The following is a 19,320-nucleotide window of genomic DNA, read 5'->3' on the forward strand; positions in this document are numbered from 1 at the left end:
CACCTCACACATGCGGAACATGGAAACCCCGTTAGAGTCCGATACGGGCGCAGTGCGCGAACGTAGCGGTAAGTCGATCGTAAGAGGGGCCTAATTCTCTGGCGGGACAGGATGCCCAAGAAGCTAACGCCGGCTGCCGAAAGGCAACACGAGGTACACAGCACAGCTCTCCTGAATCGCCCCGTGGGGCTTGCATGAGCCGTGTGCCGCGATGAGTGGCTCGCACGGTTCTGAGGGGGGAGCGGCGGGGTGACCCGCCGCTCCTACCCGGCAATACCCCCGCGCTCAGAGGGGATCGAGGAGCATCAGGACCTCGTCCCTGGTGTCGTCGGGCGCGAGGCGGAGGGCCCCGGGCCAGCGACCGACTTCACGCCATCCGAGTCGGCTGTAGAAGTCCTCCAGCCCCTCTTCTCCCCGGGCAGCGAGATGGAGCTGTTCGAGCCCCAGTTCGCCGCGGGCTATCTTCCGCAGCTCACTCATGAGGGCGGAGCCGACGCCGCGTCCGCGGAATTCGGGGTGGGTCTGAAGGTGGTTGACCGTGCCCCAGTGCCCGACGAGCCGGTAGGGATCGCGGTTGAGGACGACCCATCCGGCAAGAACGTCGTCGAATCTGGCGGTGACGAGTCGGCTGTGTTGCGGGTGGAGACGTCCGAGGAGCTTGTCCGTGACTGGCGCGACGTCGTTGTCTTGGACGGGTGGGAAGGGGAATCCTGCGGCGCCGCCCGAGTTGGTGACCGCGATCCAGCAGTCGATCAGCTGGCGTCGGAGTTCGGGAGTGACCTCGTGGACGTCGGTGATCTGGGCGAGGTCGGGCATGCTTTCGTGCGTTGTCATGAGAAGCAGCATGTCAGCGGGGTCTGACATCGGGATGGGTCAGGCTTTCGAGTTCCGGCGGCTGACCTCGGCTGCGTAGGCGGCCCAGTCTCCGGCGGCGGCTCGTTGCCATTTGACGGCGACGGTGATGTCGATGCCGAGGGTGCGGGCGAGGACTGCTGCGGGCAGCTCGGTGGCAAGCTGGAACAGAGCGGTCGAGCGGGTCTGTGCGAGCCGGATGCCGAGTTTGCGGAGCCGTTCGCCCATGGCCCAGGCACTGATCGGGCGGCCGGGCTGGCCTCCGGGGAAGAGCGGTAGAGCCCCGTCCCAGCGGAAGCTGCGTTGACGAACGCCGTCAGAACCTTGCTGCGGGCAGCGGCGTCGGGGATCTCGTCGAGGCCGTTTACCAGCACCAGCCAGGACACCCCGGCGCGTGGCAGGTGGCGAAAGAAGTCCGTGCCCAGTTCGTCGAGCAGCCCGAATTGCCGCAGGTCGCCGGTTACGGTTTTGGCGAGGGCCGTGGGCAGCAGGTCCTCGCCGGTCAGGGCGGCTGCGCTCACCATGACAGGGATCGTCTTGCCGGTCGTGCTGCCCAGCCCGCCGTCGGCGGAGTCGGCCAGGTGAGCGCGGAGCAGCGTGGACTTGCCGCCGCCGGGTCCGCCCAGGAGCACGCAAATGTCGTGGTCTGCCCGGAAAACCTCAGCAGCGGGCACCGCGGGGCCGGCCAGGTTCCCGCTCGTCGTGGCGTTGCCCGGGCTTGGGCTGTCTTGGTTGTCCGCTGCGGGGGTGCGAGCCTGCTGGCGCACGTAGACATCGGCCAGCGCCGGTAGGCTCGGGGCGCGCAGGGAGCCTGGATAGGGGTGCTGGCGTGCCGCCTTCTCGGCAGCTTCCAGGTACGCCTCCAGCTGGGTGGTGCCATGGGATTCCGCCCGATCGCGCAGACGGAACAGTTCGTCTCTCTCCGTGCCGCTGATGCCCGCCGCGTTGAGGATCGCCCCGAGAGTAAAGGCCACTAGCGGCCCCTTCTCGGGGTTGAGCGCGTTGCTGACCGCCGCCTTGCTGACCGACTCGCCGTTGAGCTGTGTCTGCCTGACGATGTCGGCTTGGCTCAGCCCCTGACGGGCCAGAGCGGCCTTCAGCCGATCCTTCAGGTCCCTGTTGGCGCCGTCGGGCCCTGCCGGCCCCAACTCGGCCACCCTGCCCCCTGACCTTGTTGTTCATCCTTGTTCGCGTGAACCCGGTGAACGCCTCGTGCGCCAATTCTGTACTCGACCGGCCGGCCGGTCCCGTCTGAATCGGCACGATCGTTATGGAGGAACCGGAGATGACCATCGAACTGGTGGCGGCCAGCGGCCCCGTTGTGCTGGTGGGGGTGCTTGCGCTGTGGCGGCGCAAGGCCCCGTCGAAGCCGGTGGGAATGGTTCGCGACGTCCGCGACCTGATCACCCTGTGCATGGTGCTGCGCGATGCCGAGCCCGACCAGCGCGAGAGCCTGCTGGCGGCACACCGCAAGTGGCGATTTGAGCCGGCCAAGAAGCCCCGAGGCTGAAGCCTGGAGAGCAGCGCGGGCGGGGACAGCGAGAGCCCCGCCCGGCGCCTGCCTATTGTGAGATATCCCGTGGGTTCCGGCGGACCTTCAGGACGCCTCGGCGGCTCTGGCCAGGCAGTTTGTGCCCCTTGCCTGCGATCCCGGAAGTGGATCATGAGGCTTCGTCAGGAATCCCGAATAACCCTCATGATCCACTGTGTGCTCCTGGCACCCCGGGGAGCTCGTGACCAGGGGCGACGAGGTGACCGCGAGGTGCGGAGAATCAAGACGAACCCACGGGATATCCCACAGTCTTCGCGGTGATCGCGGTTGCTGAGCAGCACACTTACCAGGTGCTGACCAAGAGGCCTGGCCGGATGCACTCGCTTCTGGCCGACCCCGGGTTCTGGGCCCAGGTTGAAGAAGCAGCCGCCGAGTACGACCCCTCGCCGGAAGCCAGGAAGGCCATTGAACGCCAGCGTATGCCCAACCTGTGGCTCGGGGTCTCGGTGGAGACGCAGAAGTGGGCCCCTATCCGACTCGACAAGCTGGCTGCCACCCGTACGGCGGCGGTGCGCTTCGTCAGCTGCGAGCCACTGCTGGGTGAGTTGGACCTGCGTCCCTGGCTAACCTCCGGACTGGACTGGGTGATCGCGGGCGGTGAGTCTGGTCCGCGGGCACGCCCGATGCACCCGCGGTGGGCCCTCGGCCTGCGTGACCAGTGCCTGGCTGCCGACGTACCGTACTTCTTCAAGCAGTGGGGTGCCTTCGCCCCCGAAGACCACGGCCATGATCGCGGCAAGGTCAGCGTCATCGATACGCGGGGGGCAGGCCTGGGAGGGAACGGCGAACCGTGCCCCGGCGGAAGCTGTACAGATGCGCCGAGTCGGCAAGGGACGGGCCGGACGGCTGCTGGACGGCAGGACCTGTGTGAGTGGCCATGGGAATCTCCAGGCGGGTGGCCGTCGTGATGCTGGCCGGCGGCCATGAAGCTTCCAGGTCGACGGTCATCTCGTCACTGCCTGCAATCGGGGTGGCGGGCCAGGATCGCTGGCTCAGGGACTGCTTGGTGATCGGTGACGCTGGTAGTGGCGGGCGGCACGGGCACGGTTGCTGCAGGAGGGCTTGCAGAACTCCTGGCGGGCGTGTCCCTTGAGGAAGTAGCGGACGCATCGAGGGGCCGTGCAGGCGCAGAGTTGCTCGTACCGAGGCCCTGTGAGGAAGTCGATAGCGGAGCGGGCGAGAGCTGCGCTCAGCGCCTCCAGCGGGCCCGGGGGTGTGTGGGGCACGACCGTCTGCAGGGACGGCGGAGCTTCGGTCGGCCACGCCAGTTGCGGACTTGTCGGTACGTGCCGGGCGGCGGTATTGATCCGCTCCACGGCATCATCGACGGAAATCAGCCGATGGGCGTCGGCGCTGCTCGGCGGGGCGGGGCTGACGGCTCGCGCGAACAGGGCGCGAACTGCCTCGCGCAGGGACACGACCGTCGTCATTGCCTGCTCGTCGGCGGTGAAGCTCCGCGTATCGACGACTCCGTCGAACAACCCGGCGCGGCTGCGCACCCATGCCGTCAAGCCTTGCGGATCGCCCAAGTCGTCAGCAACGCCGCCATCTCCGTCGTGGCGGATGGTGCCCGCCAGTTCGAGCGCGAGATACCGCTCTGCCGCCTCCGCGCCGTCCATGGGCTCCATCCGATCGTCGCTGTCATGCTGCACGCCCGCTTGATCAAGGGGCGATGCATACCCTACCGTCTCTAACGCATCGAACGACATTCAGCGTTAGACAGTGAGTTCTCTGCCCAGAAAAGGTGACCCATGGTCCTCCTGGCACACATCAGCGATCTTCACCTCGACGGCACCGCCCGCGCGGCCGAACGGGCCACCCGCGTCATGGACCACCTCCGAGCATTGCCCCAGCCCCCCGACGCGCTCCTCGTCACCGGCGACATCGCCGACCACGGAGACCCCGCCGAGTGACCGTCGGCCGGCGCGAGGGCCTGCCGGCCGCCCTCGGCACCGCAACCGGCCTGTACGTCCATGCGACGCTGGCGGCGTTCGGCCTGTCCGCGCTGGTCACGCGCTCAAGCCAGGCGTTCGCCGCCGTCAGGCTCGCCGGGGCCGCCTACCTGTTGATCCTCGGCATCTCGGTCTGGCGCACCGCCACACCCCGCCCGGCCGAGCACCCAGTCCTCGGCCGGGCGCCGTGGGCGCGGAGCTCGACCTACACGCAAGCACTGCTCGGCAATGTACTGAACCCCAAGGCGGCATCCATATACCTCACCCTGGCCCCCCAGTTCATCAATCCCCACCAGTCTCCGATCCAGCAAATCATGATCCTCGCCACCGCCCACGCCGCTCTCATCGCCCTCTGGCTCCTGACCTGGACGCTCATCCTCGGTAGGGCTGCACGGGCCGCCGCGTCCCAACGCTTTAAAACGGTCATCAGCAAGATCACCGCCACCGTCCTGGTCGCGCTAGCCTTGCGCACCGCCGTGACCTGACGCCAAACCAGCGCAGCAAAGAATGACACTCAGTGATTGGACTTCGCCGCACCCCCCGCGGCCATGCACCTGGAATTTTCGATGGCCACCGACAACCTGGGACCAGTTCCCCGTGGAGGCAGTGGCGGCTGTCTGATCGTCATGTCTCCGCTGTTCTTCGAAGCGAGAGAATTAGGAGGTGTTCCCGCCTGCTCGCACCTGCCGCCGAGGTGCGTAGCACCTCGGCGACCAGCTGAACCTGACAGTGCGCCGACTGGCGATGCATGCCGTTCCGACACTCCCTGAGGGCCGTCATAGGGCCGCCACGGGGGTGGTCGGTGATGGACCGGGGCGGGGTGGCGTTCCGAGAGGGGGAGAAGGCCGCGGGTGAGTGTGAGGCGGGCGTCGAGGAGGCCATGACAAATCGGGAGCCACCAGTTCACAGCTGGTAGCTCCCGATTTGTCATGGCTGCTTGCCTTACTCGGTGCGTAGCGCCGTGACGGTGCTGGCGCGAGCGGCCCAGCCGGCAGGCATGAGCGCGCCGAGGAAGGCGATGAGTAGGCCGCCGAGGCCGAGCAGGACGAGTTCTGACGCGGGGTAGACGTTGATGGCTGCGGGGGGGAAGTTGAGCCCGGCGCTGTGGCCCATGGCGGGCACGGTCACCGCGTGCAGGGCAAAACCGGCCGGCAGGCCGATGGCGCCGCCGATCAGTCCGATGACCGCGACCGACGCGAGGACCATGCAGACGGTCTGGCGGGGTGTCATGCCCAGTGCCTTGGCGACGCCGATCTCGCGGACCCGCTCGCGGGTTTGGAGGACGACGGTGTTGAGGACGCCCAGGCCTGCGACGGCGACCAGCATCAGTGTGAGGATGGCGGTCAGCGTGTCGAGGGCGAGGATCACGTCGCTCGCGCCGTGATCCTGGCCGGTCCCGGCGGAGATGCCCAGCGGCTTCAGTGAGGTGTTGAGGGTGTCGACGTAGCTGGACACGCGCGTGCCGGGCTTGACCTTGATGGAGTAATCGGCGGGGCGCAGGTCAGGCTCGGCTGCGGTGAGCGTTGCGGCGTTGGTGAGGATCTCGTTGGTCTGGGTGTGGGGGTCGAAGACCTCGCCGACGATCCGGACAGAGATCGCCTTGCCGTGGTCGTCCAGCGTGACGGTGTCCCCGATTCGGGTGGCGGTGGCGGTCATGAACGTGGACGGCACAACGGCCTCGCCAGGGCCGTGGAACCAGCTTCCCGAGACCACCTTGAAGCCGGCCCAGGAGGAGTCGCCGGTGAAGGCGAAGACGGTAGTGGCTCCGGACACCCCCGCCACGGTCACGTCCGTGGTGGCGGTGCCGTAGTACTGCTGGGTTCCGGCTTGGGCGTTGACAGCCGTGGTGATGGCGGCCGGATCGATCGTGGGAGGCGGGCCGGCCGACGGTTTCGGCCCCGGTTGCCCGGGCCCGGGCGGAGCGCCGAAGGCCTGGATGACGACGTCGGCGGTGTCGTGGTTCTTGGCCGCCTGTACCCAGTTCAGTGATGAGGCCATGCCGACGGCGAAGGTGGTGGCAGCGGCGCCGAAGACGATCGCCGCGACCATGCCGGCCGCGCGGGCGGGCCGGGCGAAGGGCTGGGCCAGCCCGAGGCTGACCGGCCGCGGCAGCGGGAGCCGCGCCGTCAGCCGGGCAGCGTGCCGGCCGCGCCCGGCACGCGAGGTCCGCCCGACGGCGAGCGCGTCGACGGTGCGCAGCCGTCCGGCCCGCAGTGCGGCCGCCCACGCGGTGACGGTCACCATGCCCAGCGCGCCCGCGATCACCGCGGCATCGACCCATGGCGCCACGCCCGCAGTCGTCGTGCCGTAGACCTGTGCGGTCGTGGACAGCACCGGGATGGCCAGGGCGTTGCCCGCGACGGCGCCGATGGCGGTGCCGACTGCTGCCGGGATCAGGGCCTGCCCCATGTACGAACGCACCACCTGGGCCGGAGTGGAACCGAGGGCCTTGAGGATGCCGATCCGCCGCGTCCCCGTGCCGACCGCGCCGGCGACGACGTTGCCGACGATGAGCACCGACATCAGCACGCCGAGCAGGCCGAAGGCGATGAGAAAGGGCACGAACAGCGCGGTGTTCCGGTCGGTGCCCTGCTTGGTGTTGAGCCAGGACTGCACGCCGGCCAAGGCCCCCGCAGGAGTCACGGCCGCCACCGCGGCCCGGTCGGCCGCGACCTGCGCGGTGGTGCCCGCCGCGGCGAAGCGGTAGAGCATCTGGTAGCCGCCGGGAGCGCCGGGCGTCGTGAGCGTGGCGGTCTCGGACGGCGCTACCCAGGCGTCGGCGCTCTGGCTGACCGACTGGGCGAAGCCGACCACGGTCAGCGTCGGATCGCCGGGAAGATCAGAGAACCGCAAGGTCATGCCCACCTGCTTGACCGGGCTGTCGTAGCTGCTGGACAGCACGACCTGGCCGGGGCCGGACACCCATCTTCCGTGGAGCAGCGTGACATCGTCGACGGGGCCGCCGGGATCGGCGCGACCGACCACCGTCATCGGCGGCAGGCTCATACCGGCGGGAACGTCGAGGCCGGACCCGCCGTACGGGTTGACCGTCGCAGTCTGGAACGGTCCGGAGGCCGCAGTGACACCGACGGCGTGCGCGGAAGCCGAAAGCTGCGCAGCCGTGGTCCTGCCGGCGTCGAACTGGGCGGTGAGGTGCGCGCCGTGCTGCCGGGCGAAAGCCTGGTCGAAGGGCCCGTTGGAGGCCACCAGCAGCGACCCGCCGAGCACGGACGAGGTCACCGCCATCATCGCGGCCAGCCCGGTCACGAGTGTCTGGACCTTCCGGCGCCGAACACCTGACCAGACGACCTTACCCAGGCCGCTCATCGGGTCGCCCCCGTCCGGGTGTCGGCGGCGATCCGGCCATCGACAATCTTGACTGTGCGAGTCGCGCAGGCCTCTGCCAGCGTCAGGTCGTGGGTCACCGTCACAATCGTCTGACCATCGGCGTGCAGGTCGTTGAGCAGGGCCTTGACGTCCTCGCCGGAGGCGGAGTCCAGCGCCCCGGTCGGCTCGTCGGCCAGCAGCAGCGCCGGACGGTTCATCAAAGCCCTGGCCACCGCAACCCGCTGGCGCTCGCCACCGGACAGACGCCCCGGGTAGGCCCGGGCGTGCCGGCCGATGCCGAGTGTGCCCAGAAGCTCCGCGGCCCGTCGCCGCGCCTCGCCGCGGGCCATCCCGGCCATCTGCGCTGGGAGCAGCACGTTGTCGGCCACCGTCAGGTCGTCGAGCAGGTTGAAGAACTGGAAAACCATACCGATCTTGGCCCGCCGGTAGCGCGCCGAGCCGGCCTCGCCGAGTTTGTCCACGCGCACGCCGTCTACCGTGACGGTCCCTGCGCTCGGCCGGTCCAGGCCTGCGATGAGGTTGAGCATGGTGGACTTGCCGCTGCCGGACGGCCCGAGGATCGCCACCGACTCCCCGGCGCACACGGTCAGCGACACGTCGTCCAGCGCCGCCGGCTCCTCGTCATATCGGCGGCTGACACCGCTCAACTCGATCACAGGCGTGGTCGTCATCATCGTCTCCCTCGATCGTCCAACTGGCCGATGCGAAGGTAGGTGTGTGGGCCGGGCGGGCACGTCGCCCGCAGGAGGTGTTTCCGGTACCGCACCGGGATGAGGACGCTCGGTGTCATCCCTGCGATGTAGTCGAGGGGTCTACCGGGTTGATCCCCCAAGGGGATGTACCGGGCCGGGCTGTCAGCAACAATCATCCGGTGATGAACGTGTCGATAGCGGACCGGCTTGTGAGCACTGACCGGCAAGATGGCGCGTCGACTGGGCACCTGCCGCGCCTGGCCGGACGCAGCCGGGCGTTCGACGCAGCGTTGGCGCTGATCCTCACACTCATCAGCGTCCGCTACGTCACGATCATGAATGTGGCCGGGACAGCCGACTGGATCGGCTCGGTGCTTTTGGTGCCGCTCGCGCCGGCGCTCCTGGCAGTACGTCGGCTGTTTCCGCTGGCGGTGTTGTGGACCGTGATGGCCGTGACTCCGTTGATCAGGCATGACTCTCCGGACATTGCTTTCTGCGCGGGCGTCGTCTGCATCGTCGCCGCCTACAGCGCCGCGGCCTACGGCGTTCACCGGGTGCCGACACTTGTGAGCCTGCCGGTGGCGGCCGCAGTTCTGGCGGTCCTGTTCACCAACGCGAAGCTGCCGCACTTCCCGAACGGTGCCGTCGCGATCCTTGTCCTGATCCCGGTTTTCGCGGCAGCCTACGAGATCCGCATGTGGAGACACCGGGTCGACGAGGGACGCGCAAGGTTGTCCATCCTGGAACGCGAGCAAGTCGAGGCGCTGAACCGCGCGGTCGAGCACGAACGCGCCCGCATCGCCCGCGAACTGCACGACGTGGTGACACACAATGTCGGTGTGATGGTCATCCAGGCCGGCGCCGCCCGCAAGATCATGGATGCCGCCCCCGACCAGGCGCGCGAAGCACTCCTCGCAGTCGAGACCAGCGGTCGGGCGGCGATGACCGAGCTGCGCCATGTCATGGGGCTGCTCACGATGGACTCCGACGGCCCCGACGCGGCAGCAACGGCAGACCTCACACCCCAGCCGGGCCTGAACCGGCTGGAGGCCCTGGTCGCAGGAGTACGGCAGGCCGGAATGCCGGTGGAGCTGACCGTGGCCGGGCAGCAGCGCCCCGTGCCGCCCGGCGTCGAACTCGCCGCCTACCGGGTGGTGCAGGAGGCGCTGACCAACACGGTCAAGCACGCGAGCGGCGCGACCGCGGAGGTGACCGTCGAATTCGCCGTCGACCAGCTGCGCGTGGAGGTCACCGACACCGGCGGCCGCCCGAGCGCCTCCGCCTCTTCCGGTAACGGACGCGGACTGATCGGCCTGCGCGAGCGCCTCGTCGTCTACGGCGGGACCCTCCACACCGGACCGCGCCCTCGCGGCGGATACCGCGTCGAAGCACTGATACCCCTGGAGGCACCGTGACCGAGCCGCTGCGTGTAGTGGTCGCTGACGATCAGGCGCTGGTGCGCACCGGCTTCCGCATGATCCTTGCGTCCGAGGGCATCGAGGTGGTCGCCGAAGCGAACGATGGCGCCGAGGCTGTCGACGCGGTACGTCGCACCCGGCCCGATGTGGTGCTGATGGACATCCGCATGCCGGAAATGGACGGCCTGGAGGCCACCCGGCGCATCGTCGCCGGCGACGCGGACGGTCCACGCGTGATCATGCTGACCACCTTCGATCTCGACCAGTACGTCTACGCCGCACTGTCCGCCGGGGCCAGCGGCTTCCTCCTCAAGGACGTCAGCCCCGAACATCTCACCGCCGCTGTCCGCATGGTGCGCGTCGGCGACGCGCTGCTGGCCCCGGCCATCACCCGCCGCCTCGTCGAACGGTTTGCCCACCGCGACTCCGCCGCCATGGCGATCCACCGTGATCTGGCCGCGCTGACCCCGCGCGAACTCGAAGTCATGGGCCTGCTCGCCCGGGGACTGAGCAACGCCGAACTCGCCGGCCGGCTCCACCTGTCCGAAGCGACCGTTAAGACCCACGTCGCACACATCCTCGCCAAGCTCAGACTTCGCGACCGCGCCCAAGCGGTCGTCGTCGCCTATGAGACTGGACTGGTCAACGCCGGCGGAAGCACTCTGCGGTCCTCTTGACCGCGGGGAAGCTGAACGCGACCATCCGAGCTGGGGCCGCCCAGGGGATCAAGGACGGCGCAAACCCTGAGCGGGTCGCCGCCGAGGCCTGGACAAGTCCCAGGTCCCGCCCGGGATGGCGCCCAGCGATGACCAAGAGCGCACGCTCGACGAGGTGGCTGCCCGGCACGGTGCGACCCGAGCGCAGACGGTCCTAGCCTGGCTCCTCGCCCGATCCCCGGTCATTTTGGCCATCCCCGGCACCAAATCCGTCGCACACTTGGAGGAGAACGTTGCCGCGTCCGGCCTGCGCCTGACGGATGACGACGTCATCCAACTGGACAAGCTCGCCTGATAGTGGGCAGCCAACTATGCCTGCCTCCACGAGATCCAGTCCGTTCAGGACGATCGGACGGAAAATGGTGACCAGTCGGTGGCCGCCTCCTCGGGTCGATCTTTGGCCAGCGGCCTCGGCTCCCTGTCACCGGCCTGACCCTATCGATGCCCCCCGCAGGCTTCCGCAGCGCCTGTCGGCCTTGTTGGGAGGAACGGTGCCGACTCAACGCCAGCCGGGATTTCGGCTCGGCAGGAACGTTCCGAACAGGGACTCGTACTTTTCGCCGGTTTCGACCGTCAGTACATGATCTGGTTCGGTGCTGGCCACCGCATCGCGCAGTCGGGTCAGCAACACCGGAATCGGTGCCAGTTCGAGCGACAGTGCCGTCGCGACTTGGATCCGCTGCGCGCCGATTCCTGGACGGTCCTTCGCCAGGTCTCGCTCCAGGTGTTCGGCCGCGGTCTGCATCGCGGCCAGATCTCCGCCGCCGGAGAACTTCAGGCAGTCCCACCAGCACGGCAGGCCCACCATGATCTCCAGCGCTTCGGCGAGGCTTCCGCCGACAAGGCCGGCCTGGCCCTCGGAGCTCGCATACAGCACTGGGCGAGTCGTGCTGCGATCGCCGCACAGAAAGAAGGTCCCGCCGGTGAAGTCGCCGGCAACGCCGTCCAGCGGAAGTCCGGACGACAGGCTGACCGGCTCTCCGTGGTCTCCGCGCGTGAGGTCAAACTCGCAGACCGACCACAGCAGTTCGGCGAGGCCACGGTCTTGGTGGATCAAGTCCAGAATGCTGTCAGAGCTAGTCACGGCGCGGACGATAGCAGGAAGGCCGGACACGGCCACGCTCGTAGTGGGCTGCCGCTGGTCCGCGCCGGGGCCCCATGCGTGCCGCAGCCGTTCGGCCGCGGCGGCGACGTCCGCCGGTTCCTGTCCGGGTGCGAGCCGGAGCCGCAGCCGTAGCCCGGTCGTGGACGGGCGTATAAGTCCACGCCGGGGGCGGCAACCTGGTGATCTGGAACCTGCTGGCCCGCGTCCCGCGGGTGCGAGCGCGAGCCGACGGCGGACCCGGGGATGTGCGTCCGCCGCCGGGGGGTGGGCGCCCGGACCCCCGCCCCGGGTCGGGAGCGGTCAGGAAGCCGTCAGGAACCGGTGAGGACCGTCTTGCCGATGGTGCGGCCGGTTTCGACCGACTCATGGGCGCGACGCATGGTGGCGGCGTCGATGGGGCTGAGCGTGGTGGTCAGCGTGGTGCGCAGGGTGCCGTCGTCGATCAGGGCCGCGACGCGTTCGAGCAGCTCGTGCTGGGCGGCCATATCGGCGGTCTGGAACAGCGGCCGGGTGAACATGAACTCCCAGTGGAAGGTGACGCTCTTGGCCTTGAATGGCATCACGTCCAGGACGCCGGGGTCGTCGATGGCGGTGATCTCGCCGCCGGGGCGCAGCAGCTCGGCGAACTCGTTGATCCGGCCCTCGGTGTTGGGCGTGAAGATGTACTCCACTCCCTCCGGGACGACCGCCTTGACCTGGTCGACCAGCTCGCGGTGGTCGACGACATGGTGCGCGCCCATGTCCAGGGCGAACTGCCGCGACTCGGGGCGGGAGGCGGTGGCGATCACGGTGAGCCCGGTCAAGGCGCGGGCCAGCTGGATCAGGATGGAGCCCACGCCGCCGGCGCCGGCCAGCACCAGCAGGGTGCCGGTGCTCTCGCCGGTCAGGCGGAAGCGGTCGAACAGCGTCTCGTAGGCGGTGATCGCGGTCAGCGGGACCGCGGCGGCCTCGGCGAAGGACAGGCTGCGCGGCTTGTGGCCGACAATGCGCTCGTCGACCAGGTTGTACTGCGCGTACGTGCCAGGCCGGTCGATCGATCCGGCGTAGTACACCTCGTCGCCCTCGTTGAAGAGGGTCACCTCGCTGCCGACCGCCACGACGGTGCCGGCGGCGTCCCAGCCGAGGATCTTCGGCTTACCGCCCGGGTCCACGCCGGCGCGCACCTTGACGTCGACCGGGTTGACCGAGATCGCCTCGATGCGGACCAACAGGTCGCGCGGTCCGGGAGCGGGCACCGGAAGCTCGGCGTCCTCCAAGCTGGCCGGGTCGGTGATGGGCAGGGACTTGCGGTAGACGACCGCGTGCATGGTGTCGTTCATGTCCACCACGGTATGCAAAGTCGGATTGATCTTGTAGGTGGGCAGGTCACGGCCGCGTGACGATGTCCAGCGGGTGCGTCACCCAAACAACCCCGGATCGCTCTACACCCCGATCGCGGGCTCCGGCCAGGGCACAAGCAGGGCACACCGAGGCCAAAACAGCCCGCAGCGATGCAAGGTCACGAACGGTGAAACACCAGTTCAGCGGGCATACGGGCGCGAGTCCGCAGGTCAGCGGCGGGTGGGGGTCACTTCTGGGTGGATCTTATACCGGCGCCAAGGCGCGGCAAAGGGCCGCCAGCGCCCCCGGGAAGAGATGGTCGGGCGGCGTGGCATAGCCGACGATGACCGCGCTGCGAGGCTCGGCGGGCGGGGCGTACGTGAGCCGGGCGAGGTCGCTGAGAGCGAGGCTTTCGCGGGCGGCGCGCTGGTGCACCACCGACAGTTCGGTGCCGGGCGGGAGTTCGAGCAGCGCGTGCAGGCCGGCGGCGATGCCGGTGACCTTGACGTGCGGGGCGCGTTCGGCGAGGGCGGCGACGAGGCGGTCGCGGCGGAGCCGGTAGCGCTGGCGCATGGCGCGGACGTGCTTGTCGTAGCCGCCGGAGTCGATGAACTCCGCGAGCGCCAGCTGGTCCAGCGCGCTGTTCGTCCACTCGCCTATCCCCTTCGCCTCCTGGACCTCCCACACGAGCCCCTCCGGCAACAGCATCCATCCGAGGCGCAGCGCGGGGGACAGAGACTTGCTCGCCGTACCGAGGTAGACGACCCGGTCGGGATCGAGGCCCTGCAGCGCGCCGATGGGCTGGCGGTCATAGCGGAACTCGCCGTCGTAGTCGTCCTCCAGCACCACTCCCCCGGTCCGGCGCGCCCAGTCGATGACGGCGGCCCGCCGGCCGGCCGGCAGCGGGTTGCCCGTGGGGAACTGATGGGCGGGAGTGAGCAGCGCCACCTGCGCGCCGAGCTCCGGAAGGCCGGATGGGTCGATGCCCAGCTTGTCGATGGGCAGCGGGACCGTGCGCAGGCCGGCCTTGGTGAATTGGTTGCGGTGTTCGGGGAGGCCATACGACTCGACGGCGGCCACCCGGGCGCCCTGCGCCCGCAGCACCTGGCTCATCAGCATCAGCCCGTGGATGAAGCCGGAGCAGACAACGATGCGCTCGGGTGTCGCATGCACCCCACGGGCCCGGGCCAGATAACCGGCCAGCGCCCGGCGCAGCTCGGGCCGACCGGCCGGGCCCTGGTGGCTGAAGGCCTCGCTGGGCGCGACAGCCAGCGCGCGGCGCACTGCGGTGGCCCAGGCCGTCCGGGGGAAGGCGGAGACGTCGGGCGAGCCGGGCATCAGGTTGTAGGTGACCGCGGGGTTGAGCGGATGGCGCGGCGCCAGGGTGGGTCGGTTGGGACGGCCACCACGCCGGGGCGCCGCCCGCTGGGCCACCCGGGTGCCGGAGCCCTGCCGCGCGGTGAGCCAGCCCTCGGCGACCAGCTCGCCGTAGGCGTCGGCCACCGTGTTGCGGGCGATGCCGAGGTCCGCGGCCAGGGCGCGGGAAGAGGGCAGCCTGGTGCCCGGAGCCAGCCGCCCGGTCCGTACGGCATCCCGGAGCGCACGCGCCAGAGCTGCGGCGATGCCCCGCCCGACGTGCCGCAGGTCCAAATGGAGGTCGAGAGAAGTGGCCCAGCTATCTGCCATGGAAATGGACCATACTCCTGGGCTTTCCAGGCCGTAACGTCAGAGGTATGACACAGCGAATGAACATCTACAAGGCAGCCCCCGAGGTCTACAAGACTGTCCTGGCCTTCAGCCAGGCCGCCGGCCAGGGCATCGACGAGAAGCTCAAACACCTGGTGCTGCTGCGCGCCTCCCAGATCAACCGCTGCGCGTACTGCATCGACATGCACAGCAAGGATGCCCGCCACGCTGGCGACAGCGAGGAGCGCATCCAGCTGGTGGCGGCCTTCGATGAGGCGCCGGAGTTCTTCAGCGAGAAGGAGCGCGCGGCGCTCGCCCTCACCGAGGCTGTGACCGTGCTGACCGACGGCTTCGTGCCGGACGAGGTCTACAACCGGGCCGCGGAGCACTTCGAGGAGAAGGAGCTCGCCCAGCTGATCTCCCTGATCGCGGCGATCAATGTGTGGAACCGGCTCAACGTGACCGTCCGCACTCCGGGCGGCCACTACAAGCCCGGCCAGTGGTAATGACCGGCGCCACGGGCGCGAAGGCCTTCCGCGCCCTGCACCACGGACGCACCCCCGGAGACCCGCTGATCCCGTCGGGTCCCTGGGATGCCGCGAGTGCCCGCGTCTTCACGGACGCGGGCTTCGCGGCCCTCGCCACCCCGAGCGCCGGCGTCGCCAGCCAAGCTAAGGGGCACAAGCAGGGCACAGCGCGGCCAAAAACACTCAGGGCCTTCCCCGCGGGAGGGGTGTCCCGGCCCAGGACGACCTGCAGGCCCTGCATGCCGGTGCCTTGCTTGAGGACCATCCGCTCTTGCTGACGCAACACATGGGGTAGGAGGTCCACGGTCTTTCCGGCGTAGGTGGTGCGTCGGTCGGTCATGATGCGGGTCCACGGCAGGTATTGCTCGATGAGCGAGCGTTCGGCATTGGTCATCCAGGGGCGGCCCTCCGACACCAGTCCCAAGGTCTGTTTGTTGGCGAGGAAGGCCGACGTCTGAGGGGACAGCAGTCGGCAGCCGTTTTTCAGGGCCCGGCGGACGGGGGCGGTATCGATCCCCAGCTCTTCCCATTCGGGGATGGTGAAGTGGCGCAGTCCTAACGGGTAGCGCTGGTGCTGGGGGCATTCCACGTCTCCTCCAAGTCCTCTGGTTCGAAGTGGCGGGCGGTGAAGCCCCTACTTTTCAGATAGTCGGTCTCCAGGTCGAAGTGGCGGGTGGAGTTGGTGTGTTTCAGGTCACGGACGCTGCCCACCCAGGCCAATCTACGGGGGAGCGCCAGTTCCTCGCAGACGTCGGCAAAGAGGCTGGCGCGCGCGGCGAAGGGATCGTGGAAGGTGAACGGGGCCGGGGAGTGCTGCTGGTACAGCGTTTGCCATGCCTGCTGGAGACAGTGGAGTTCCACCGGGCCGCCGATGGCGCCGCTCACGTTGAATTCAAGGAAGCGGGGGCCTTCGGGGCCGATCACCACGTCAGGGCGGGCCATGCAGTGCGCATAGCGCTCCTCGGTCCAGAGGTCGTCCGTAAACAGCGGGTTCGCGGCGAGCATCCACGCCGCGTTGATCTGCCAGGACTGTGAGGGCAGATTGTGCAGGCCATCGCCTTGTTCGTGCGCACCCGGTCCTCGACTTCGGCATGGTCGCGGTGCAAAGCGTCGAGGAACTGGATCTGGTGGGAACCGGCGATGCCCCACGTGTGCCTGATGTTCGTGGCAGCGACCGAGTACCGCCAGCCGGTCTTCTTCTCGAAGTCGGTCAGCTTCTTCAGTTGCCGCCGTGACGGCCGCACCCTGCGGACGACGAACCAGTCGCAGCCATAGATGTGCGGCGCCGGGAGGCTACGTTCGGTACACAGCCGGACCATGGTCGCGCGCTTCGTTGCGTCAACCGGTTGTGAGCAGGCCATCACGACCAAATCGACGTGCACGTTCTTCGTGCATTCGGCGTAGGCCCGTACGCAGGTTCGCCACCGGCAGCAGCGTGCTCATGACGCTCAGCGCCGCCGTCCACGCCCGCGAAGTGCTGCGCTTCGACTACACCCCCGCATCCCCACCGGGAGCCGGCGACGACGACTCCGCCGCAACTCCACCGCGCCGGGTGCAGCCCCGCCACCTCATCACCTGGGGCGGGCGCTGGTATCTCGTCGCCTGGGACCTCGACCGCGAGGACTGGCGCACCTTCCGTGCCGATCGGATCACCCCGCGCACCCCTACAGGGCCCCGCTTCACCCCGCGCGAACTGCCCGGTGGTGAGGTGGCCGCCTTCGTGGCCGGCCGGTTCCGGGGCTCCGACGGCTCCGGCGACTGGCCCTGCCGCGGCGAGGTGATCCTCGACCTGCCCGCCGCCGCCGTGTCCCGCCACACCCGCGACGGAGTCGTCGAGGAACTCGGCCCGAACCGCTGCCGGCTCGTCCTGGGCTCGTGGCCATGGCCCGGCCTGGCCGCCACCATCGGCAGGTTCGACGCCGACATCAAGGTCGTCGGCCCCGCCGAGCTCAAACACGCCTTCGCGCACCTCGCCCGCCGCTACGCCAACGCCGCGACCGACGGACCCACCAAGCTCACGACGCCACCCTCAAGCCACTGAGCGACGCGCCACCCCGCTGTACCGGATCGACGGCGTCTCGTGCACGGTCGAAGTACGAGAGGTCACCGCAGACGAAATCGATGACGCCGTGGCCGGCACCGCCCACCTTTTCCAGCAGCGGATCGACAAGACCAGCGACGTCCGCGTCACCGTCATCGGCGACCAGGTGTTCTGCGTCCGCATCGACTCGGACCTGCTGGACTGGCGCACCGACTACGCCGGGCAAACGAAGAAGGCGTTCATGCTGGCGAAGTCGTCGGACAGCCAACAGGATCTCAACGCGCCGATTGCGGTTGCCGCGCGTGATGAGCTGTGCGAGGAACCATAGCCGTTCCTGTGCAAGGGTGGATCCCGGCGGGAGCGGCAGGGTGCGCCGCCTCAGCATGCGCACGAGGGGCTCCTTGAGGCGCTCGCGGGCCCAACGCCAATGGCCGAGTTCGCGGCTGGGGAAGGAGAGTTGTTTCCACGCTCGCCACGTTCCGGCTACCGCCTGAAGGGCATGATCTCGCGTGGTGGTGTGGCTTCTGCGGACACGCGGGTGAGAAAGGCCTGCTGGGCACGCGCCACCTCGGCGTACTTGTCGTTGCGACGTAGCAGATGCTGGTGCACCTCGGCTGCCTCGGCGACGATCGCGTGCTCATCGACGGTCGTTACGACCCCGTCGTCGACGACGAGGCGGCCACCGACCATGACCCAGCGTGCGCGGTGGTCATAGCTGCTGAACACCAGCGAGGCCAGTGGATCCTCGTGGGTGGCGAAGGTGCTTGTCCTTATGTCAAAGACGCTCAAGTCCGCCTTCATGCCAGTGCGTAGCGTGCCGGCATCGGCCAGCGCCAACGCGTGGGCGCCGGCGCGGGTGGCAAGCTCCAACACGGACCAGGCTGACTCCCACCTCGCGGGGTCGGGCTGTCCGGGACGGTGCAGGATCGCGGCCAGGCGCATCGAGCTGAGCATGTCCATGGAGCCACCGCAGTTGACGCCGTCGGTGCCGAGCGCGACAGGAACGTTGCGACTGCGCCATTGCCCGAGTTCGGCGATGCCGCTGCCGAGCTGGAGGTTGCTTTGGGGGTTGTGGACGATCGTCACGCCTGACTCGGCGAGATCGGCCATGTCCTCCCCGTCCAGCCACACACCGTGCGCGACGCTGAGCCGAGGCGAGAGCAGACCCACCGACCTGAGGTGGCCGACCCACGACCGAGCGCCGGGCGGTGGCGGGACCGCGGCCTGAGCACGAGTCTCGAGCAAGTGGGTGTGCACGCCCACATCCAGCTTTTCGGCGAGTTCGGCGCAGCGCTCGAGCAGACCGGTGGAGCACCGCTGAGGGGCCGATGGGCCCAGGAAGACCGAAATCCTGCCGTTGCGCCCATGCCAGGTGCGGTGCAGTTCCTCGGTCCCCGCGAGCAGATCGTTGGCGTTCGCCGGAAGGAAGGCCGGCGAATTGGCGTGGGACGCGGCGGGCCACTGTCCGGTGGGGACGCCGACGGTGTCGGGCAACGCCAGGTCGGAGATCATCGGAGCGACCGATGCTCGGATGCCCAGTTCGTCATAGGCTTCGAGCGCCGCCGAGGTGGTCGAGCAGCGCGGTGGTGCCGGTCTTCACCGCCTCCAGCGCTGCCAGCAGCGCGCTGAGCTTCGTCTCCTGCGCGGTGCGGCCCATGGTGTTGGCCCAGGTGTGGACCATCCAGGCCTCCAGCGGCAACCCGCTGCCGACATGCCGGGACAGCGTGGCGTAGGAATGTGTGTGTGCGTTGACGAAGCCTGGCAACAGGAGGCAGTCGCGGACATCGAGCACGCGCTCGGCCTCGGGGACGCTGACACCTTCCGGGACGACCTGTGCGATGCGTTCATCTTCGACGAGCACGTCGGCACGCACGAGCATGCGCGCCTGCGTGTCGGCGACGAGTCCGCCCTTCAACAGAACCCTCGACGGACAAGGCTGCTTGCTGGCCTCCCGTGCGGGTTCGGTTATCTCAGGCACCATGACTCGGCGGTCTCAAGTGGTGAGCGCATCAAGCTGACGCGATGAATTCCTGCAATTTTTCTGCCGGAGTCCGCCATCCCAGCGTTTGCCGAGGGCGTCCATTCAGTCGCGCAGCGATCTCATCAAGCTC

General features: G+C 68.8%; 17 protein-coding genes and 5 pseudogenes. 12 read left to right on the forward strand and 10 right to left on the reverse strand.

All coding sequences use genetic code 11. The features are described 5' to 3' along the window. Positions 1-285 precede the first annotated feature (285 nt). Positions 286-834, reverse strand: coding sequence for a GNAT family N-acetyltransferase (locus FCI23_RS47915; protein WP_136730301.1), 549 nt, complete (start codon positions 832-834; stop codon positions 286-288). Further along, positions 831-2,009: an NACHT domain-containing protein gene (locus FCI23_RS57525; RefSeq protein WP_169317317.1), complete on the reverse strand. Its 1,179-nt coding sequence runs from the start codon at positions 2,007-2,009 to the stop codon at positions 831-833. The genes FCI23_RS47915 and FCI23_RS57525 overlap by 4 nt, the downstream gene beginning before the upstream one ends. 128 nt (positions 2,010-2,137) lie before the next feature. Here FCI23_RS57525 and FCI23_RS47925 point away from each other — a divergent pair, with 128 nt between their 5' ends. Beyond that, on the forward strand, positions 2,138-2,362 hold the full coding sequence (locus FCI23_RS47925; RefSeq protein ID WP_136730302.1) for a hypothetical protein: 225 nt from the start codon (positions 2,138-2,140) through the stop codon (positions 2,360-2,362). A 299-nt stretch (positions 2,363-2,661) separates the two neighbouring features. Next, entirely contained in the window at positions 2,662-3,312 is a 651-nt protein-coding gene (locus FCI23_RS47930; RefSeq protein WP_136730303.1) for a DUF5131 family protein, read from the forward strand. An 84-nt stretch (positions 3,313-3,396) separates the two neighbouring features. Here FCI23_RS47930 and FCI23_RS47935 read toward each other — a convergent pair whose 3' ends face one another. Continuing rightward, complete coding sequence (locus FCI23_RS47935; protein ID WP_136730316.1) at positions 3,397-4,023, reverse strand: CGNR zinc finger domain-containing protein; 627 nt, start codon at positions 4,021-4,023, stop codon at positions 3,397-3,399. A gap of 132 nt (positions 4,024-4,155) precedes the next feature. On the opposite strand from FCI23_RS47935, the pseudogene FCI23_RS47940 reads away from it, so the two are divergent. Beyond that, a pseudogene (locus tag FCI23_RS47940) lies at positions 4,156-4,314 on the forward strand (metallophosphoesterase); the annotation flags it as partial. Then, positions 4,314-4,841 (forward strand): LysE family translocator, encoded by a 528-nt coding sequence (locus FCI23_RS47945; RefSeq protein ID WP_211265797.1) that lies wholly within the window; start codon positions 4,314-4,316, stop codon positions 4,839-4,841. The pseudogene FCI23_RS47940 and the gene FCI23_RS47945, both read left to right, overlap by 1 nt. Positions 4,842-5,298: 457 nt before the next feature. Here FCI23_RS47945 and FCI23_RS47950 read toward each other — a convergent pair whose 3' ends face one another. Continuing rightward, entirely contained in the window at positions 5,299-7,683 is a 2,385-nt protein-coding gene (locus FCI23_RS47950) for an ABC transporter permease (protein WP_136730304.1), read from the reverse strand. Further along, positions 7,680-8,375, reverse strand: a complete 696-nt coding sequence (locus FCI23_RS47955) for an ABC transporter ATP-binding protein (protein WP_136730305.1) — start codon at positions 8,373-8,375, stop codon at positions 7,680-7,682. The genes FCI23_RS47950 and FCI23_RS47955 overlap by 4 nt, the downstream gene beginning before the upstream one ends. Positions 8,376-8,578: 203 nt before the next feature. Here FCI23_RS47955 and FCI23_RS47960 point away from each other — a divergent pair, with 203 nt between their 5' ends. The 3 genes from FCI23_RS47960 to FCI23_RS63395 all read left to right on the forward strand — a co-directional run bounded on the left by FCI23_RS47960 (position 8,579) and on the right by FCI23_RS63395 (position 10,825). Continuing rightward, positions 8,579-9,811: a sensor histidine kinase gene (locus tag FCI23_RS47960; protein ID WP_136730306.1), complete on the forward strand. Its 1,233-nt coding sequence runs from the start codon at positions 8,579-8,581 to the stop codon at positions 9,809-9,811. After that, positions 9,808-10,491, forward strand: coding sequence for a response regulator (locus tag FCI23_RS47965; protein WP_136730307.1), 684 nt, complete (start codon positions 9,808-9,810; stop codon positions 10,489-10,491). The genes FCI23_RS47960 and FCI23_RS47965 overlap by 4 nt, the downstream gene beginning before the upstream one ends. Positions 10,492-10,606: 115 nt before the next feature. Beyond that, positions 10,607-10,825, forward strand: coding sequence for an aldo/keto reductase (locus FCI23_RS63395; protein ID WP_136730308.1), 219 nt, complete (start codon positions 10,607-10,609; stop codon positions 10,823-10,825). A 204-nt stretch (positions 10,826-11,029) separates the two neighbouring features. Here the strand turns inward: FCI23_RS63395 and FCI23_RS47975 are convergent, their stop codons facing one another. The 3 genes from FCI23_RS47975 to pdxR all read right to left on the reverse strand — a co-directional run bounded on the left by FCI23_RS47975 (position 11,030) and on the right by pdxR (position 14,641). After that, positions 11,030-11,614 carry a hypothetical protein gene (locus FCI23_RS47975; RefSeq protein WP_136730309.1) on the reverse strand — a complete coding sequence of 195 codons (585 nt, stop codon included), beginning with the start codon at positions 11,612-11,614 and terminating at the stop codon, positions 11,030-11,032. Positions 11,615-11,946: 332 nt separating this feature from the next. Beyond that, positions 11,947-12,954, reverse strand: a complete 1,008-nt coding sequence (locus FCI23_RS47980) for a zinc-binding alcohol dehydrogenase family protein (RefSeq protein WP_211265798.1) — start codon at positions 12,952-12,954, stop codon at positions 11,947-11,949. A 265-nt stretch (positions 12,955-13,219) separates the two neighbouring features. After that, positions 13,220-14,641: a MocR-like pyridoxine biosynthesis transcription factor PdxR gene (pdxR, locus tag FCI23_RS47985; RefSeq protein ID WP_136730311.1), complete on the reverse strand. Its 1,422-nt coding sequence runs from the start codon at positions 14,639-14,641 to the stop codon at positions 13,220-13,222. 47 nt (positions 14,642-14,688) lie between these two features. On the opposite strand from pdxR, the gene FCI23_RS47990 reads away from it, so the two are divergent. Both FCI23_RS47990 and FCI23_RS61440 read left to right on the forward strand, forming a co-directional pair. Next, complete coding sequence (locus FCI23_RS47990; protein ID WP_136730312.1) at positions 14,689-15,147, forward strand: carboxymuconolactone decarboxylase family protein; 459 nt, start codon at positions 14,689-14,691, stop codon at positions 15,145-15,147. Then, positions 15,147-15,335, forward strand: a pseudogene (locus FCI23_RS61440) (isocitrate lyase/phosphoenolpyruvate mutase family protein); the annotation flags it as partial. The gene FCI23_RS47990 and the pseudogene FCI23_RS61440, both read left to right, overlap by 1 nt. A 388-nt stretch (positions 15,336-15,723) precedes the next feature. Here the strand turns inward: FCI23_RS61440 and FCI23_RS58860 are convergent. Then, positions 15,724-16,173 carry a hypothetical protein gene (locus tag FCI23_RS58860; RefSeq protein ID WP_211265799.1) on the reverse strand — a complete coding sequence of 150 codons (450 nt, stop codon included), beginning with the start codon at positions 16,171-16,173 and terminating at the stop codon, positions 15,724-15,726. A gap of 135 nt (positions 16,174-16,308) precedes the next feature. Here FCI23_RS58860 and FCI23_RS62765 point away from each other — a divergent pair, with 135 nt between their 5' ends. From FCI23_RS62765 to FCI23_RS48010, 3 genes and pseudogenes are all read left to right on the forward strand, one after another. Continuing rightward, positions 16,309-16,443 (forward strand): hypothetical protein, encoded by a 135-nt coding sequence (locus tag FCI23_RS62765; RefSeq protein ID WP_265737835.1) that lies wholly within the window; start codon positions 16,309-16,311, stop codon positions 16,441-16,443. 160 nt (positions 16,444-16,603) lie between these two features. Next, positions 16,604-17,209, forward strand: a pseudogene (locus FCI23_RS48005) (helix-turn-helix transcriptional regulator); the annotation flags it as partial. 7 nt (positions 17,210-17,216) lie between these two features. Further along, positions 17,217-17,438: pseudogene (locus FCI23_RS48010) on the forward strand (ATP-grasp ribosomal peptide maturase); the annotation flags it as partial. A gap of 254 nt (positions 17,439-17,692) precedes the next feature. Here FCI23_RS48010 and FCI23_RS48015 read toward each other — a convergent pair. After that, positions 17,693-19,190 (reverse strand): annotated as a pseudogene (locus FCI23_RS48015) (amidohydrolase family protein). Positions 19,191-19,320: the final 130 nt, after the last annotated feature.

Origin of the sequence: Actinacidiphila oryziradicis (genome assembly GCF_005047355.1) — a bacterium.
In the GTDB taxonomy this organism is placed as follows: domain Bacteria; phylum Actinomycetota; class Actinomycetes; order Streptomycetales; family Streptomycetaceae; genus Actinacidiphila; species Actinacidiphila oryziradicis.